The organism is Pseudomonas sp. GXZC (assembly GCF_026967615.1).
Taxonomy (GTDB): domain Bacteria; phylum Pseudomonadota; class Gammaproteobacteria; order Pseudomonadales; family Pseudomonadaceae; genus Aquipseudomonas; species Aquipseudomonas azotoformans_A.
Window position 1 is genome coordinate 6130777 of record NZ_CP114115.1, and the last position, 14491, is coordinate 6145267.

The following is a 14491-nucleotide window of genomic DNA, read 5'->3' on the forward strand; positions in this document are numbered from 1 at the left end:
ACTGCCACGCGATGTAAAAATAATTTCAGGTCAGGCCGGCACGACCGTGGTCAGGTAGCCAAACACCCGCTGCACGCGTACAGGCAACACTTTGGCCAGCAGGTCCAGGCTGGCCTCGGGCTGGTCCAGCGAGAACGAACCCGATACCTGCAAGCCCGCCACTGCGGGATCGCAGCGCAGCACGCCGCGTCGGTAGCGATCGAGTTGCTCAAGCACCTCGCGCAGAGGCATGCGTTCGGCAATCAACAGGCCTTGGGTCCAGGCTTCGGCGCTGGATGACAGGGTGGCGAGCGGCCCGCCCTGCTGACGGTCGAAACTCAATTGGTGGCCCATGCCGAGCAGGAGGCTGGCGCCGTGCGAAGGTTCGATGGAAGCGCTGCCCGACAGCATCTGCACCTGCGTACCCTGCTGGCGGGGCAGGTCGTGGCTGATGATCATCCGCGACAGCGCCGCCGGGCGTACCCATCCATTAGCCGTCTGGACTGAGGTGCCAGCGCTTGTTCCGGTGCTCAACAACAACCTGCCGAGGTTGAGTGCCAGGTGCGCACCACGAATATCCACAGCGGTACGGGTATCCAATTGCAACTCGCCGTTATCGGCCAGGCGCAGATGCCGTCGCTCCCCGGTAGCGGTGTGGTAATCGCTGAACAGCTCCGGCAACAGCACCCGTTCGCGCACGCTCAGACCCAGCGCGGTGGCTACGCTCAAGCCGGCGAGCCCCTTGAGGACCGTGCGCCGCGACGGAACACTGCGTGCCCGTAGCAATTGTCGGGCATTGGACGCAGGCAGCGCCTGGGTGTTGAGGCGCATATCGCGGCTGAGCCCGGCCAAACGCTGCCAGGCCAGTTCATGTTGCGGGTTCTCATTACGCCATTGCTGGCAGGCATGCTGCTCAGCGGCGCCGCAGGTGCCCGATTGCAGGGCGACCATCCAGTTCAAGGCCTGGTCCAGCACGCATTCGTCCAAGGGTTGATCGTTGGCAGACTTGAAGCGGTTCATGCCGCGTACACCGCCAGGTAGCAATGGCGATAGGCTTTGAGCATGGCTTTTTGCACCACATTCACGCTGAGGTTCATGCGTTCGGCGATCTGTGGATAAGTCAGGCCATCCAACTGGGACAGCAGGAAAATCTCGCGCACCTTGCTGCCCAGCCCGTCCAGCACCTGGCCTACGGCATCCAGCGCTTCGAGTACCAGCAAGCGGGTTTCCGGTGAAGGCATGTGCTCGGGTTCCAGGATCGTCAGTGATTGCTCATAGGCGCGCTCCAGCGCCTGACGACGGAAATACTGCCCACACAAACGGCTGGCAACCGTGGTGAGGTAAGCACGCGGCTCACGGAAAACCGGCACGGTACCGCTGCTCAAAATCCGCACGAAGGTATCTTGCGCCAGATCCAGAGCCTGCTCCTGCCCGCCCAACTTGCGCCGCAGCAACTGCACTACCCAGCTGTGATGCTGGGCATAGAGCTCGCCCACGACCTGATGGGCAGAAGAAGATGAGGCCATCAGTGTGATATCCAGGAGGACGGCTGCGAAAAGTCACACATGATAATACTTCTCATTAGAGACAGGTTAGGAGTTTCTTACCTGCCTTAAGTAGGTTTTTAGCTGTCACGGATTATCGACACGGACTACTTGCGCCAGCGCAAGTCGCCGGAAAAGTCCTGCACGTTGGCGCGACTGGGATGAACTGGCGCGGATTGAAAGGCTCGAATACGCTTCAACGACTGCTCGTCTGCCGATGATTGAACACGATCACTCGAGCCCCCACACTCCAGCACGCCAACCCACGACAAGGAGGCCGCTCATGCAAAGCACTGTTTCGCCCAGCCCCCTGGTGGGCGTGGGTCTCTATACGCCCAGTGAAGCGTCCCTGTACACCGGCATTCCTGCGTCAGATATTCGTAGATGGTTGTTTGGCTATCGTGCCAAGGGCACTCTTCATCCAGGGCTCTGGCAATCGGAACTGAGGGATGTGAACGATTGCATACTGAGCTTCCACGACCTGCTCGAAATCCGCTTTGTGCACGCATTTCGTCAGCATGGCGTGAGCTTGCAAGCCATTCGCTGCGCCTCTTGGCAAGCCTCTGAACTGTTTGGCCAGTCCTATCCATTTACCTGCAAACGCTTCCAAACAGACGGCCGCAACATCTTCGCCACTGTTCTGGATGAAACGGGCGACGAAACGCTGCTGGACCTGATCAAAAAACAGTACGCGTTCAAGCAGGTGATCAGCCCATCGTTATACGAAGGGATCGACTACACCGGCAAAGGATCGGCCCAACGCTGGTATCCGATAAAACGCAGCAAGGCCATCGTCCTGGACCCCGCCAGAAATTTCGGCAAACCCGTCCTGGCGGGGGCCGGTATCGACACTGCCGCACTGTTCAGTGCTTATGAGGCGGAAGGACAGGATACGAAACGTGTTGCCCTGCTCTATGAGATTTCTACATCTGCCGTAAAAGCCGCCATCAACTTCGAACAAAGGCATGCGGCTTGAACTTCCTTCTGGACCACAACCTGCCACCTGCACTAGCGCGAGCTTTGAACGAGCTTTCCCACATCCATGAGCATGGCGTAGTTCCACTCAAGGATAAATTCCCTCAGAGTGCGAGTGACATTACCTGGATATCAGTGCTTCGCGACGAAGGCGACTGGGTCGTTATCTCTCAAGACCGATTTGCCAAAGGGCATGCTGAAAAGCAGGCATTCCGAGACTGCGGGCTACCCATTTTTTGCCTGGCGAAACATTGGAGCAGCGAGACCTATTGGAATAAGGCACACAACCTTGTTCGCTGGTGGCCGGCCATCATGAAGCAATCAGCGTTGATAAGAGGAGGCGCCGCGTTCAGCGTGCCGTGGCGGTTTTCGGCTCCGGGTAAATTTGACCAGATAAAGATGTGAAGCCTTGAGCGTAAAACAGCCCCTATCTGGAATCCCCCCGCACTTCCCATTACCCTGCTCTCCTCTATCAGACATCCGGAAGTCCGATACCCGTGTTCAAGCCACTCGCCGTTCTCACCCTCGCCTGCGCTCCTCTGCTTGCCACCGCCGCCGACCTGGCCGGTGTCTGGATGGGCACCTTGGGCAAATCCGCGATCACCGTCTGTTTCAACGGTGCCCACGGCGCCAATGGCAGTTACTACTACCAACGCATTCTCACGCCCATTCAACTGACCCAAGCCAATGCCAGCGAGCCCTGGGTGGAAGAAGGGCAAACCGGTTTCTGGCAGTTGGACGACCCGCAAGGCGATACGTTGACCGGCACCTGGAGCAAAGCCATTGGCGGCAAAAGCCTGGCGCTGATGCTCAAACGCGCGGACACGGACAGTTGTGCCAGCGACACCTATAACAACCCGCTTGAGGCCACGCCGCCTGCGGTGAAGGTCGAGAAGAAGACCTTCGCCGAACACGCCTATCAGGTGAAGACCCAAGGCGGGCAGGTGATCCTGAAACTCGAAGGCGACGGGGAAGCCATCGATAAGATCAACCGGGATCTCGCGCGCATGGCCATCAATCCGGATGGCCAGACCGATTTTTATAGAGAGCGGCGTAACTCACTGGATCAAAGCGGCAGCACCAGCACCAGCGAGATCACGGTGGAACCGTTCTACTGGTCATCGCACTGGATCACCGTGCGTTTCTATCGTTGGTCGGCGGGTTACGGGCGCGGGGGAATCAGTTGGGGCCTGCACAGTTGGAACCTGCAAACCGGTGAAAAGGTCGACCCCTGGACCTGGCTGGGCGGCCATGAGCAATGGGATACCCCCTATTCCGGCCAGGTCAAACTGCCCGCCACCTTCAGCGCCTGGCTGGCCAAGCAAACCACCGTCGACGAAGGGTGCCCGGCCGTGACCAGTTACTCCACCTTCGACTTGAGCTTCAACACCCAGGGCCTGCAACTCTCCACACCCGCCCAAGGCGATGGCTGTGACAACGAACTGAGTTTCACGTGGGAACAATTGGAACCGGTGCTGACGGCCCAAGGCAAAGCTGCTGTGCCCAGCTTGAAAGCACCCTAAGCAAGCATTCAGCCTTACAAAAATCCAACACTCGTTCACGAAATATTCAGAAACGTCCACGGATACTAGCCCATTGCAATGACCGTTCCCCCGGACGGTCCTCCTGCCCTGGTAGCCACACTCCATGACACGTCCTGCTCCCCTGCTGCTCCTGCTTGCTGGTCTGTTGTTCTTCTTTGCCCTGGGCAACCATGAGCTGCAAGGCTCCACCGAAGCCCGGGTCGCCGGGATCGCCATGGCCATGCACCTGGACAATAACTGGGTAGTGCCTCAGTTGTTTCGTGAGCCGTTCCTGGAAAAACCGCCCCTGAGCCTATGGATCGACGCCGGGGCGATTCGCCTGTTTGGCGGCACCACGTGGGCCGTGCGCCTGGCTTCGGCGTTTGCTGGATTGTTCAGCGTGATGCTGCTTTACACCATGCTGCGCCGGTTCGGCCGCCCGCAGACGCTGGCGTTCAGCGCGGCCTTGATCCTGGCGACCATGGCCAGTTACTGGAGCAACGCGCGCGGCGTCGGTGAGGACTCGCTGCTCACCCTCGGCGTGACCACCGCGTTGCTGGCGTTCTACCAGGCCGTGCGGCCCGATCGCCAAGGCTCCAGCACCGGCGCATGGGCACTGTTTACCGCCGGGATGGTGATCGCCACCCTCAGCAAAGGCGTACTGGGCCTGGCCATGCCGGGCATTGTGATTTTTGTGTACCTGGCCAGCACCAGCCTGATGGACAAACGCCTGCAGATTGGTGACTGGCTCAAGCCCGCGCTGTTTACCTTGCTGGCGCTGATACCGCTGGTGATCTGGCTGGGGTTCCTGTTCCAGCGCGGTGGTATGCAGGCGGTGGCCGAAGTGTTGCTGACCAACAGCGTCGGCCGTTTCAGCGGCTCGTTTGTCGAGGCGGGGCATTACGAGCCGTTCTACTACTACATCGCCAAGCTGCCCGAGGCGTTCCTGCCGTGGAATATCCTGGTGTATCTGGGCCTGTGGCATTTCCGCAAAAGCCTGGTGCGCAATCGCTACCACCTGTTCTTCAGCGTCTGGCTGGTGGCGCAGTTCACCCTGCTGACCCTGGCGTCGAGTAAACGCACCGTTTACCTGATGGCACTCACCCCCGCCGCCGCCGTCCTGGCCGCAGAATATGCACGGGTGTTGCTGGACTGGCTGAAAACCCACAAACCCGCGCTGCATAAACATCACAGAACCGTGGTGGGCGGGCTGTTTACCCTGGCCGTGGGTTGCTACTTGATCGCCGCCTTCTGGTTCGCGCCCAAAGCCGACGTACGCCAGTCGTTCGTACCGGTGATCAGCCAGGCCCAGGCATTCAGAGACGAAGGTAAGGAAGTGGTGTTGTTCCAGCCCAACGAGCGCATCGCCGGGGCCAGCGTGTTCTATCTGCAGGCCTATTTGCCGATCCTGCAAACCGAAGCCGAGTTGCACCGCTATCTCGGTGCCAAGCCCGGCAACATTGCGTTGCTGGACCATACCAACGACCTGGCCGCCCCGGTGAAGGTGATCAGGCAGATGTCGATCAATCGCCAGCCTTACTACTTCGTCGAGCAGTAAGGCTGGCGCGGGGCATCAGTGCTTGGTGAGCTTGTCCAGGTAACCCATGGCAAACGCCGACACCACGAAGGTCATGTGGATGATCACGTACCACATCAGGTGCTGCGGATCGACGTTCTTGGCGTCCATGAAGATACGCAGCAAGTGGATGGACGAAATCGCCACGATGGAGGCCGCCACTTTCATCTTCAACGACGAAGAGTCCATGGTGCCCAGCCAGTTGAGTTTTTCTTTGTTCTCATCGATATCCAGCTGCGAGACGAAGTTCTCGTAGCCGGAGATCATCACCATCACCAACAAGCCGCCGACCAGCGCCATGTCGATCAACGACAACAGCAACAGGATCACTTCTGCTTCCAGCATCGTGAAGATATTGGGAATGACGTGAATGATTTCCTGGAAGAACTTCAGCGCCAGGATCAACAAGCCCAATGACAGCCCGAGATAAATAGGCGCCAGCAGCCAGCGTGAGGCGTACATAGTATTTTCGATGAAGCGTTCCATGGGATCTCACACAGCTTGTTTAAAATGGCGGCGAGTATACCAGCCGCCACAAGACACCTGTAATCGCTGGAAAACTGACCTGTGCGGCATCTGTAAGAGAATTTTTCTGCTAGTGTCGAGCCCAATAACAACTCGGCTCGATGACGTCGGACAGGAAAAACTCAGATGATGGATGTGCGATCCCCTTTGGCCTGTATCGGCCTGTGCGCGGCATTGCTGCTGGCTGGCGGCTGCTCCCCCAGCGACGAGCAGAAGCAAACCACCCTCGAAGAGAAAACCGCCAAGTTCGAACAATCCCTCGACAGCATCCAGGACCCCAAGCTACTCGACGCCGTCGCTGACCTCGGCGGTTCTCTGCTGTTGCTGGAGCGGGCGCGGGTCAAACTCGCCACCAAGCCCATCGAGGCCGAATACGGCGAGGACACCCTGGCCCTGCTCAAGCACTACCCCACGCCCCAGGCGCTGGTGGACACCTACATCAATGGCCTGTTCGTGCTGCGCAAGACCTCCCATTCCGACTACCTGACCGACCTACAGCCGGTTTTCCCCTTCAACTTCAACGTCCCCGACCAGTTCCCGTTCCCCCACGGACTGGAATGGCAGTCGGTGACCCTGAGCAACAACAAGGTCATCCCTTTCCAGCCGGAATGGTCGGAAACCGATCCGGGCATCCAACTGAGCCCCAGCAGTTCAAACCTGACCAACCCCGATGACCTGACGGTGACCTACCCGTTCATCGAGGGCATCGAGACGGAAAACAAGAGCCAGCCACAGCCTGTCAGCCTCAAGGGCACGGTTGAAGTGGTCGCGCCGGGCAAGGTGCTGACCTTTGACCTGTCGAAAAAGGACGTGGGCCACAAGCGCACCGAAGGCAACATCACCCTCAACCTGGTCTTGCTGGAAAAAAACTACGCCGAGATCGAGCTGACCAACAGCCAGCCACTGGCGCCGGAAGTCGGCGACGAATCGCCTAATCCGTTGCTGGTGCAGGCGCGGGACACCACTGGGCAATTTCTCACGCGCTCGGGTTCGATCAACGAAAGCAGCGCCCAGGTCGCGTTCTACGAAAAACAACTGGCCGAGATGCAAAAGCAGAAGGCCTGGTCGGAAGCGTTCGAAAAACAGCTGACCGACGAGCAGAAAGCCTTCGAACACAAGCAGAGCAGCCATTACGCCAAGGTGTACTTCAATGGCGTGATCGACAACCTGCAAGTCAACGTGCTGGATTTCTCCACTGCCACACGTACCCACAAAGACCTCGACCTGCCAGTGCTGCGCTTCGACAAGAACAGCCTGCAGAAAACCGTACAGGCCCTGCCGATGCCGGTCACCGTGTATGACGACAGCGCCGCCAGTTGGCTCAAAGACGCGAGCATGACCGAAGACCAGTTGAAAAACAGCGTGACCATCAGCCAATCGGTCGAAGACGCTAGCGCGGCGCACATCGTGTTTGACCACCCGTTCACCTTCAATGACGACCTGGTGGGCAGCGAGCGAAACAGCAGTGAATCACCGGTGACCTTCTTCACCGCCGACGAAAAAGGCGAGCGGGGCGAGCCGATTGAGCTGCCTACCGAGGCCTTCGAACTGAACCCGGCGCGTGGCACCCTGACCTATGACCTGAACCTGTTCCCGGAAAACCCAGCCTTTGTGGTGGGCTCGATTCCGCTGTTCCTGGCGACCATCGATAAGAACGAGATTGATGCAAGCAAGCTGCCCAAAGGGCTCGAACTCAAAGACAACGCGCTGATCGTCGACCAGAAGGCCTTCCCCGCCGACAGCTGGCGCTTCTACGCCAAGGACGCCAGCGGCAATTACCTCAAGGAAATCCTCGGCGTCAGCCACCGTGCCGAGGAATACGGTACGGCGATGTTTGACGTGCATTACTTCTACGGCCAGCCGACCACCCTGGAAAGCTACCAACGCACCGACCTGAGCACCGTGCAATACGGCTTTGAGGTCAAGCTGGACAAGCCCGAGAGCAAATAGCGGTCAGTGGTGGGTGTCACCGTTGAGCTGTCGCAGATGGGCCTGCATGTGCAGGCACCAGATCTGCGGGTCAGCCGCCGTCTCGTAGCCGTGCTGCGTCAGGCTGTCGACGATGGACTCCAGCATATTTTCCGCCACGAAAGGCCCTGGAAATGGGCCTTGGGACTTGATGGTGGAAGGCTGTTCACCGGTCATTCCAGCGGCAAACAACAACGTCCACATCCCGTTATCCCCCGCGAGAGGGCGAATGGAACATTCGATACGGGTGACCAGGCCGAAGCACTGGCGGGTGAGGCAAAGGTTGCGCGGCATGGCGGCGACCCTCGGTAGATCGGTGTTCAACCTGCGCCTGGGCGAGGCTGTTTCTATCCAGCGACTCCTGTGGATATCCCTTGAGCACAGAATAGAAGAAAACCACGACAAACCAAGGTTGTAGAGACCAACGGGCGCTGGCCCTACATCCGCGCCAAATTTGTGACGGTTTTGCTCATATTGTGGTGAGCGGGCTTGCCCCGCGCTGGGCTGCGCAGCAGCCCCAATAGGACCGCTGCGGTGTGCCAGTGAGATTGAATTGTTTGGTTTTGGGGCTGCTTCGCAGCCCAGCGCGGGGCAAGCCCGCTCACCACAACAGCCCGCTCACCACAGTAGCCCGCTCAGCCCAATAAGCCACTACGTCATCAAGTCGGCTTGGCTTCGGCCAGCGCCTGCTGTGCCAACTCCTTCTCCGCTTCCTTCAGATCCTCTTCGCTGATCATCTCGGCAATCGCGCGCAACCGCTCGACCACGCGCGCGTTCACCGTGCCTTCCGGGAATTGCCCCTCGGCATCCGGCTCACCCGCATCCTCGCCCACCAGCAGGCTCAGCGCCTCGTCGGCCTGGCGCACCGCATAGATATGAAACTGCCCGGCGCGCACGGCCTGTAGCACCTTCTCATCGAGCATCAACGTGGCAACGTTGGCCTGGGGAATGATCGCACCCTGCTCACCGGTCAAACCGCGAGCTTCACACAGGCGGAAGAAACCTTCGATCTTCTCGTTGACCCCGCCCACCGCCTGCACTTCACCAAACTGGTTGATGGAGCCGGTGATAGCAAAGCACTGCTTGAGCGGCGTCTTCGACAACGCCGAGATCAAGGTGCACGCCTCGCCCAGGGACGCACTGTCGCCGTCCACATAGCCGTAGGATTGCTCCAGCGCGATACTCGCCGAGATCGCCAGCGGGAATTCCTGGGCATACCGGCTGCCCAAATAACCCGTGAGAATCATCACACCCTTGGAGTGGATCGGCTGGCCGAGGTTGACCTCACGCTCGATGTCGACAATACCGCTGCCGCCCGGATACACCGTGGCGGAAATCCGCGCCGGTACGCCAAAGGCCGAGTCACCGACTTCCAGCACCGTCAGCCCGTTGCACTTGCCCACCGCCGCACCGGCCGTGTCGATGAGGATGACCCCGGCGAGCATGTCGTCGAGAATCCGCGCCGACACGCGCCCGGTGCGCGTGGCCTTGGCCTTGAGGGCGCGCTCGATATGGCCGGCATCGGTCATCTCGTCGCCCGCCAGGTGACGAATGAAATCCGCCTCGCTGACCAACTGGAACAAATCACCAATGCGCGCCGACAAACGGCCTTGGTGCTCTGCCAGCCTCGCGCTGTAAGTGGCCAACCGCGCCACCGCATCCGACGTCAGCGGCGCCATGCCTTCTTCCGAGGTGCGGGTTTTGAGCAACTGGGCAAACTGCTCCAGGCTTTCGTCGACCATCGGGATGTCTTCGTCGAAGTCCACCAGTACGCGGAACATCTCTTGGAAATCCGGATCAGCGTCCTGCAACGCGTAGTACAACTGGCGCGAACCGATGATGATCACCTTGACCTGCAACGGGATCATCTGCGGGTTGAGGGTCACGGTGGCCAGGCGGCCCAGTTCGCCCAGCGGTGATTCCATCTTCAGTTTGCGCGACTGCAGGGAACGCTTGAGCGCGTCCCACACAAACGGCTCGCTGAGCATTTTTTCGGCTTCCAGGATCAGGAAGCCGCCGTTGGCACGGTGCAGCGCGCCCGGACGCAGCTGGCGATAAGTGGTGTAGAGCGCGCCCTGGTCGGTGCTGTATTCGATGCGGCCGAACAGGTTGTCGTAGGTCGGGTGCGGTTCGAACACCACCGGGGCACCACCGTTGACCGGATGGCCCACCACCAGGCTTGGACAGTACTGTTCTTCCAGCAGCTTGCGCGCCTGGGCGTCGGTCTTGGCGTCGTCCACCAATTGCTCGACCACGGTCTTGAGCAGGTACACCTGCATGGCTTGCAGGTAACCGCAGACAGCGGCGTTTTCTGCGTACTTTTCCGACAGCGGTGCAAGCAACGGCTGCAGCGCCAGGGTAATGGTTTCTTCGTTGAACTGACGCAGTTGGTTGTTTGACTCACGCTTCCACTGCGGCAGGCTGGCCAGTTCTTCGTTGAGGCGCTCTTCCAGCTCGGAAATGTCGGTGTGGAAACGCTCGCGATCGGCTTCCGGCAACTGCGAGAACTCGGCCTCGTCCAGCGCCTTGCCGTCGAGCATCGGCGTGAAGGCGATGTTGGTGCTGTCACGGTAGAGCGCCACGTCCTTTTCCAGGGCCAGGCGCTCGATCACGTCCAAGGCTTTGTCGTAGCGCTGGTTGAAGGCACGGTCGATAGCGCTTTTGCGCTGTTGATACGTCGGGTGTTCGAAGACCGCCGGGAAGGTTGCGACGAGGTTGTCGACCAACCCGTTGATGTCGTTGATGAACGCCGCCGCAGCACCGCCTGGTAATTCCAGGGCACGGGGTTCGCGAGGCTCATCGAAATTATTCACATAGACCCAATCCGCCGGGGTCTGCAGGCGCTTGCCTTCGGCTTTCAGGTAGCGTTTGACGAACGAAAAGCGGCCGGTACCCGGCTCGCCCATGACAAACACGTTGTAACCGGGGCGTGGCATGGCCACACCGAACTGCAAGGCTTCAACCGCACGTTCCTGGCCAAGCACACCGCGAAAGGGCTCCAAATCATTGGTGGTCGAGAAGCTGAACTGTTCAGCGGAGAAAGGGCGAGTCAGCGCTTCGGGCGCTAGACGCAAGCTGGCAGCAACAGGATCAGGCATCGGGCTTCCTTACATCAGGCGGGGCAGATGACGGCATTCTGGCTCCCGGTCACGCGCTCTGGCAAGGCGCGCTTTCGGGAAAGCATAGACGTGGGAGATGACCTGCAGAAATATCGCGACATCGCTGATTGTTTTATAAAAATGCACGGAACCCTTGGAACGTGCCTAAACTCCAAACTGCGCGGGTTGGACTAATAACTGGCCCCTAGGGCGCTGCGACGCGCCTGAACCCTTGTCCATTGGTTTGCACACAAAGAGAACAAAGCTATGAAACGGATCCTTCTCGGTACTCTCTTCACCGTCGTCTCCCTCAATGCAATGGCAGAAGCACCAGGTGGCCCGAACTGCGGTTGGGGCAACATGTTGTTCGAAGGCCAGCGCGGCACGCCAGCTCACTTCCTGGCTTCCACCACCAACGGTACTTCGGGTAACGCCACCTTCGGCATGACCTCGGGCACCAACGGTTGCAGCACCAACAGCGCCCTGACCTACGGCGGCAAGTCCTGGATTGCCATGAATGGCATGATGAACGAGCTGTCCGAAGACATGGCCAAGGGTAACGGCGAAGCGCTGACCACCTACGCCGTGGTACTGGGTGTGGCACCGGAAGATCGCGAGCACTTCGCGGCCGTGACCCACGAGCACTTCCAGCAGATCTTCAGCAAAGCTGACGTGACCGCTGACGATGTGCACAACAACACCATTGCGGTACTGAAAAGCGATGCCCGTCTGGCGAAATACGCAACCCAGGCTTAAGCTCGACCCGCCCGCGCCTACCCAGGCGCGGGCACTATTTTTTGGACCCGCCTCCCCTTTGGGTCTCTTTTATATCCGACTTAAGTTGCCCCTATGCTCAAACGCTTTGCCTGGATGGCACTCTTCGCCTGCGCCCCGCTGTACGCGGCCCCGCACCTTGATGATCAACGTTTGCAGCAATTGGCCAATGATCCGTTCTGGCTTTCGCTTGGCCATTACGAAGCCGGCAAGATCAGTGGCTGGCGCAGTTATGTCAGCGACAAAAAATTCTTCCTCGCAGCCGATGGCGCCCACCACCCGGACGCCGAACTCAAGGCCACCGTTGATGCGCTCTACGCACCGGCCAGCCTGGGTGAAAAACACGCCCAATGCGTTTATCCCGCACGGACCCGCTGGCTCAAGGATCAGTTGCACCTCACTGACCTGCCTGCCGTGGACTGCACAGAATTCAAGCAATGGTTCAAGGACGTCGCCCCCCATAGCGCGGTGATGATCTTCCCGGCGGCCTACCTCAACAGCCCGTCGTCGATGTTCGGCCACACGCTGCTACGCATCGACCAGGCCGACGTGCAAAGCAACAACACTGCCCTGCTCAGCTATGCGATCAACTTCGGCGCCTACATCGAAGGCTCCGACAACAGCATTCTTTACGCCTGGAAAGGCCTGATGGGCGGTTATCCCGGCCTGTTCGCCCTGGTGCCTTATCAGGAAAAGCTCTCGGAGTACCGCAGCCTTGAGAACCGCGACCTGTGGGAATATCGCCTCAACCTCACGCAAGTCGAGACCGAGCGCATGGTCGAGCACGTGTGGGAGCTCAAGCAGATCCAGTTCGACTACTTCTTCTTTGACGAAAACTGCTCCTATCGCCTGCTGGAACTGCTGCAAGTGGCGCGTCCCGGCCTGCGCTTGACCGAACAGTTCCCGCTGACCGCCATCCCGACCGACACCGTAAAGGCCGTGAAAGACGCAGGTCTGGTAGAGAAGATCGACTACCGTCCTTCCCGTGAACGCGAGTTGCTGGAGCGCGCCAAGCCGCTGGACAGCGACGAACAGCAATGGGTATTGAAGGTCAGCGACGATCAGAAGCAATTGCAGGACCCCGCCTTCAAGGCCATCGCTAAAGATCGCCAGGCACTGATCATCGACGCCGCCTACCGCCTTGGCCGCTACCGCGCCAACGGCCTGGAGCGCGACACCGCCCGCTCCCAGCGCAGCTTCGAACTGCTGCGCGCAATTAACCAGAACCCGGCGCCCGACCTCAAGATCACCCCGCCCGGCCTGCCGGAAAACGGCCATGAATCACGCACCTGGCAAGCCGGCATCGGCACCCGTGGCGACAAAGCCTTCGGTGAATACGGCCTGCGCATGGCCTACCACGACCTCAACGACAACGCCGAAGGCTTCCCCCTGGGCGCGCAGATCGAAATCCTGCAGATGAAACTGCGCCAGTACGAAGGCAACCACTGGCAACTGCAGCAACTGGACCTGGCCACCATCCGCTCCCTGACCCCGCGCAACGCCTTGTTGCAGCCATGGTCATGGCAAGTCACCGGCGGCCTGGAACGCGTACCGGGCAAACACGACGACGAAACCCTGGTCGCCCACGTCAACGGCGGCGCAGGCGGCACCTGGCAACTGCGCGACGACATGCTCGGCTTCGCCCTCGGCACCGTGCGCGTGGAGCACAACAACGACTTCAACGAAGCCATCTCCCCCGCGGCCGGGTTCAATACCGGCGTACTGTGGAAAAACCCGCTGGGTAACCTGAGCCTGGAAGCCAAGGGTGATTTCTTCACCAATGGCGAAGTGCGCCGTAGCATCAGCCTGAATCAGCAGTGGGAATTATCGCGCAACCTGGGACTGCGCCTGAGCGCACAGCGTGAGTACAGCCACTTGTCGACGCCGGTGAATGAAGTGATGCTTGAGGTGAAGTGGTATCACTATTGACTAAAGCCTGGCCGAGATCAAAATGTGGGAGGGGGCTTGCCCCCGATAGCGGAGTGTCAGAATCAGATGTACTAACTGACACACTGCCATCGGGGGCAAGCCCCCTCCCACACTTGGCGCGCGTCTATTCAGACACTCACCGCAGCCCAACACCTTTCTCACCTCCCTTTCACACCTCCCCGACAAATCTCCCTCTAGACTCTTCCCTATCAGCCGTGAAACGGCCAGGGAGTACGCCATGTGGCGGTATGCGGTAATGCTGTGTGCAGTAGCGTGGTTGGCCGGTTGCCAATCCACTCACCAGGATTTGCTGGCCAAAGGTTATCCACCGGCGTTTGCCGATGGTTTTGATGACGGTTGCAGCAGCGGTCGCCAGGCTGCTGGGGTAATCAGCGGGGAGTTTCGCAAGAATGTGCCGCGTTATCTGAAGGACCGTGAATACGCCGAAGGCTGGGAGGACGGTTTCCGTCAGTGCAAGGCCATGCGCGAGAACGAAGAGTTGCGTGATTACAAGGACAACCACTGGGATGACCGCGAGCGCGCCTGGCAACAGGAGAAAAACCGCGACGCCGCCAGGGCCTATCGTTCGCAATAGGTCGT

The 14491-nt window shown here is 59.5% G+C and carries 13 protein-coding genes; 8 read left to right on the forward strand and 5 right to left on the reverse strand.

Annotated elements, in window-relative coordinates; translation table 11 throughout:
* Positions 1 to 30: 30 nt before the first annotated feature.
* Both OZ428_RS28955 and OZ428_RS28960 read right to left on the reverse strand, forming a co-directional pair.
* Positions 31 to 999, reverse strand: a complete 969-nt coding sequence (locus OZ428_RS28955; protein ID WP_269132057.1) for a DUF4880 domain-containing protein — start codon at positions 997 to 999, stop codon at positions 31 to 33.
* On the reverse strand, positions 996 to 1505 hold the full coding sequence (locus OZ428_RS28960; protein WP_061434224.1) for a sigma-70 family RNA polymerase sigma factor: 510 nt from the start codon (positions 1503 to 1505) through the stop codon (positions 996 to 998). Before OZ428_RS28960 ends, OZ428_RS28955 begins: the two co-directional genes overlap by 4 nt.
* Positions 1506 to 1911: 406 nt before the next feature.
* Here OZ428_RS28960 and OZ428_RS28965 point away from each other — a divergent pair, with 406 nt between their 5' ends.
* The 4 genes from OZ428_RS28965 to OZ428_RS28980 all read left to right on the forward strand — a co-directional run bounded on the left by OZ428_RS28965 (position 1912) and on the right by OZ428_RS28980 (position 5579).
* Complete coding sequence (locus tag OZ428_RS28965) at positions 1912 to 2499, forward strand: DUF433 domain-containing protein (RefSeq protein ID WP_269134233.1); 588 nt, start codon at positions 1912 to 1914, stop codon at positions 2497 to 2499.
* Complete coding sequence (locus OZ428_RS28970; protein ID WP_269132058.1) at positions 2496 to 2903, forward strand: hypothetical protein; 408 nt, start codon at positions 2496 to 2498, stop codon at positions 2901 to 2903. The genes OZ428_RS28965 and OZ428_RS28970 overlap by 4 nt, the downstream gene beginning before the upstream one ends.
* A 92-nt stretch (positions 2904 to 2995) precedes the next feature.
* The gene (locus OZ428_RS28975; RefSeq protein ID WP_269132059.1) at positions 2996 to 4021 is read left to right on the forward strand and encodes a hypothetical protein; all 1026 of its coding nucleotides are present in this window, start codon (positions 2996 to 2998) and stop codon (positions 4019 to 4021) included.
* Between the two features lie 124 nt (positions 4022 to 4145).
* Entirely contained in the window at positions 4146 to 5579 is a 1434-nt protein-coding gene (locus tag OZ428_RS28980; RefSeq protein ID WP_269132060.1) for an ArnT family glycosyltransferase, read from the forward strand.
* A 15-nt stretch (positions 5580 to 5594) separates the two neighbouring features.
* Here OZ428_RS28980 and OZ428_RS28985 read toward each other — a convergent pair whose 3' ends face one another.
* Entirely contained in the window at positions 5595 to 6083 is a 489-nt protein-coding gene (locus tag OZ428_RS28985) for a TIGR00645 family protein (protein WP_005791582.1), read from the reverse strand.
* Positions 6084 to 6248: 165 nt separating this feature from the next.
* On the opposite strand from OZ428_RS28985, the gene OZ428_RS28990 reads away from it, so the two are divergent.
* Complete coding sequence (locus tag OZ428_RS28990) at positions 6249 to 8072, forward strand: hypothetical protein (protein ID WP_269132061.1); 1824 nt, start codon at positions 6249 to 6251, stop codon at positions 8070 to 8072.
* A gap of 3 nt (positions 8073 to 8075) precedes the next feature.
* On the opposite strand, the gene OZ428_RS28995 is transcribed toward OZ428_RS28990, so the two are convergent.
* Both OZ428_RS28995 and OZ428_RS29000 read right to left on the reverse strand, forming a co-directional pair.
* The gene (locus OZ428_RS28995; protein WP_269132062.1) at positions 8076 to 8384 is read right to left on the reverse strand and encodes a PA4575 family protein; all 309 of its coding nucleotides are present in this window, start codon (positions 8382 to 8384) and stop codon (positions 8076 to 8078) included.
* A 365-nt stretch (positions 8385 to 8749) separates the two neighbouring features.
* Positions 8750 to 11188 (reverse strand): Lon protease family protein, encoded by a 2439-nt coding sequence (locus OZ428_RS29000; protein WP_010206665.1) that lies wholly within the window; start codon positions 11186 to 11188, stop codon positions 8750 to 8752.
* A 267-nt stretch (positions 11189 to 11455) separates the two neighbouring features.
* Between OZ428_RS29000 and OZ428_RS29005 the strand changes: the two genes are divergently transcribed.
* The 3 genes from OZ428_RS29005 (at position 11456) to OZ428_RS29015 (ending at position 14486) form a co-directional block, all read left to right on the forward strand.
* Complete coding sequence (locus OZ428_RS29005) at positions 11456 to 11944, forward strand: DUF3015 domain-containing protein (RefSeq protein WP_015885974.1); 489 nt, start codon at positions 11456 to 11458, stop codon at positions 11942 to 11944.
* Positions 11945 to 12037: 93 nt separating this feature from the next.
* A complete protein-coding gene (locus OZ428_RS29010) occupies positions 12038 to 13891 on the forward strand; it encodes an Lnb N-terminal periplasmic domain-containing protein (RefSeq protein ID WP_269132063.1) in 1854 nt (617 codons plus the stop codon).
* 238 nt (positions 13892 to 14129) lie between these two features.
* Positions 14130 to 14486, forward strand: a complete 357-nt coding sequence (locus OZ428_RS29015) for a hypothetical protein (protein WP_269132064.1) — start codon at positions 14130 to 14132, stop codon at positions 14484 to 14486.
* Positions 14487 to 14491 lie beyond the last annotated feature (5 nt).

Bases quoted from the DNA above. Each gene is read 5' to 3' on its own strand.
- OZ428_RS29000 (WP_010206665.1), bottom strand. From the start codon at position 11,188: ATGCCTGATCCTGTTGCTGCCAGCTTGCGTCTAGCGCCCGAAGCGCTG.
- OZ428_RS28955 (WP_269132057.1), bottom strand. From the start codon at position 999: ATGAACCGCTTCAAGTCTGCCAACGATCAACCCTTGGACGAATGCGTG.
- OZ428_RS28995 (WP_269132062.1), bottom strand. From the start codon at position 8,384: ATGCCGCGCAACCTTTGCCTCACCCGCCAGTGCTTCGGCCTGGTCACC.
- OZ428_RS28960 (WP_061434224.1), bottom strand. From the start codon at position 1,505: ATGGCCTCATCTTCTTCTGCCCATCAGGTCGTGGGCGAGCTCTATGCC.
- OZ428_RS29005 (WP_015885974.1), top strand. From the start codon at position 11,456: ATGAAACGGATCCTTCTCGGTACTCTCTTCACCGTCGTCTCCCTCAAT.
- OZ428_RS28985 (WP_005791582.1), bottom strand. From the start codon at position 6,083: ATGGAACGCTTCATCGAAAATACTATGTACGCCTCACGCTGGCTGCTG.
- OZ428_RS28990 (WP_269132061.1), top strand. From the start codon at position 6,249: ATGATGGATGTGCGATCCCCTTTGGCCTGTATCGGCCTGTGCGCGGCA.
- OZ428_RS28980 (WP_269132060.1), top strand. From the start codon at position 4,146: ATGACACGTCCTGCTCCCCTGCTGCTCCTGCTTGCTGGTCTGTTGTTC.
- OZ428_RS29015 (WP_269132064.1), top strand. From the start codon at position 14,130: ATGTGGCGGTATGCGGTAATGCTGTGTGCAGTAGCGTGGTTGGCCGGT.
- OZ428_RS29010 (WP_269132063.1), top strand. From the start codon at position 12,038: ATGCTCAAACGCTTTGCCTGGATGGCACTCTTCGCCTGCGCCCCGCTG.